Here is a 1,823-nt window from a genome sequence, read left to right as displayed (position 1 = left end):
GCAAAGAGTGGAAAACTAGCAGGGTTTATGGCAGATGAAGCAGGAAGTGTGTCATATGAGGGTGGTAGTTTTTCTAAGATAGATTATGATTTAGTAAAAGATTATGTAAGAGATGTTGAGTCAAGAACTGGTATAAAATTATCAAAAAATCAAATAGAAGAATTAAAAAATGCTTTAAGGAATAAAGAATATACAAAGTTAACAGTAAAAGAAACAGCAAATCATAGAAATGAATTTAATAAAGTAAAAAATCAATTGATCAATCAGTGGGAAACTAATACTAGACAAAAATGGCCTAATTACACAGAAGATGTAATTTCTCCTAACACAGGAAAGGTAGTTAGAAAAGCTGGAGATATGTATGATGCGCATCATATAATTGAAAATTCTTATGGGGGAGAATATGAATGGTGGAATATACACCCTGCAAAGTTCCCAAATGAGCATCAATCAGGAATACATGGAGTTGTTTCTCCAGCAAATAAATTATTTTCAGGAGGAAATTAAAATATGAAGTTTGATTTTTTAAAAAAGAATGTTGAAAACAAATTTTTTCAAGTGAAAGAAGAAGAAATAAGTAAATTAGAGGATGAATTAAAAGTACATGTTCCAAAAGAATTAAAGGAGTTATTATTAGAGGTTGGATATGGATTTATCAATGGCTCAGAGAATAATGTGAATCGTATCATGGATATCGCGTCAATAAGGGATTTTAGATTAAGAAAAGGTGATTTTGAATTCTATCCTGATATTGAGATATACGATGATTACGAGGATGGAAAACTGATATTTTTTGAAGGAAGTGAATCAGCATTATTATCAATAGAATTAACAGAGCGTAGTACTAGTAGTATTTTTTACTATGATGTTAAAATAGCAGATTCATTAGTAGAATTCTTATTAAAAATTCAAGAAGATGATAAATTCTATTTGGAATTACTTGATTAAGAGTGTTGGGGATTACTTGATTAAGAGAGACTGTTTTATCAGCAGAAAGTGGTATTATAATAGAAATTTTGACTTAATAAGTATATGTTTGCTTTTTAAGATACATCTATTACTAAGTTTTCACTCAATATAATTTATCATAAACATAGACAGCTATTAAATAATTCGCTGGGGTCTCATCAATACCAACAATTTTGGTAATGATATGATATCCCCAGCGATTTTTGTATTTACTATATCTGATACAATCAAAATACCCCAATCTTAATCCACACATTCTAACATCACATTTCTGTTACAATTTATTCTGATTTTTCAAATATAAATTAAACAAATATCTCTCGAAACATGCTTAGCCACCGGTATTGTATAGTTTCATAGATCCACACAATATTTCGTTTTTCAAGGTATTTGAATTTTGGCATATGCTCGATTTTTTGCGTATATTCTGAAAAATAAAGTGTGCGACTAAGAATTAAGATGAACTACTGGTTGGGTTTTAAACTCCTTTTCTAAATATAACTTGCGGACTTTAAGAAATTTTGAAAACTACAGACTGTTTTCAGAATGGTGCATATAGCATAAGTTAACCAACAACAAAACTAGAGATGCAGTGTATGCAATAAGTTGCAATTGCTTTTTGCCTGTTTGCCAGGTGTATAATTTCGCAAGGTTATGTTCTGAAATGGTGTATCATTCTGTACTTTGTAACTGAACCTTATCTCGACATGAAAAATGGTAAGCAGTGGAGAATAGCTGTTGCCAAAGTCATAGTCAGCATGGTGGAGAGTGAGCAGGAAGCAAAGGGAATGATGGCACATAAAAAATATCCGATACTGCTTGAAGAAAAGGAATCAGATGGTACAATTGTAAGG

The 1,823-nt window shown here is 30.8% G+C and carries 1 protein-coding gene and 1 pseudogene; both read left to right on the top strand.

All coding sequences use genetic code 11. The features are described 5' to 3' along the window. Window positions 1-507: pseudogene (locus DWW96_RS13650) on the top strand (hypothetical protein); the annotation flags it as partial. 3 nt (window positions 508-510) lie between these two features. Beyond that, complete coding sequence (locus DWW96_RS13645) at window positions 511-948, top strand: SMI1/KNR4 family protein (protein WP_117910807.1); 438 nt, start codon at window positions 511-513, stop codon at window positions 946-948. Window positions 949-1,823 lie beyond the last annotated feature (875 nt).

The sequence above is a fragment of the Eubacterium sp. AF17-7 genome, from assembly GCF_003461285.1.
Classification (GTDB): domain Bacteria; phylum Bacillota; class Clostridia; order Lachnospirales; family Lachnospiraceae; genus Eubacterium_U; species Eubacterium_U album.
This window is presented reverse-complemented; position numbering and strand designations above follow the sequence as displayed.

Bases quoted from the DNA above. Each gene is read 5' to 3' on its own strand.
- DWW96_RS13645 (WP_117910807.1), top strand. From the start codon at position 511: ATGAAGTTTGATTTTTTAAAAAAGAATGTTGAAAACAAATTTTTTCAA.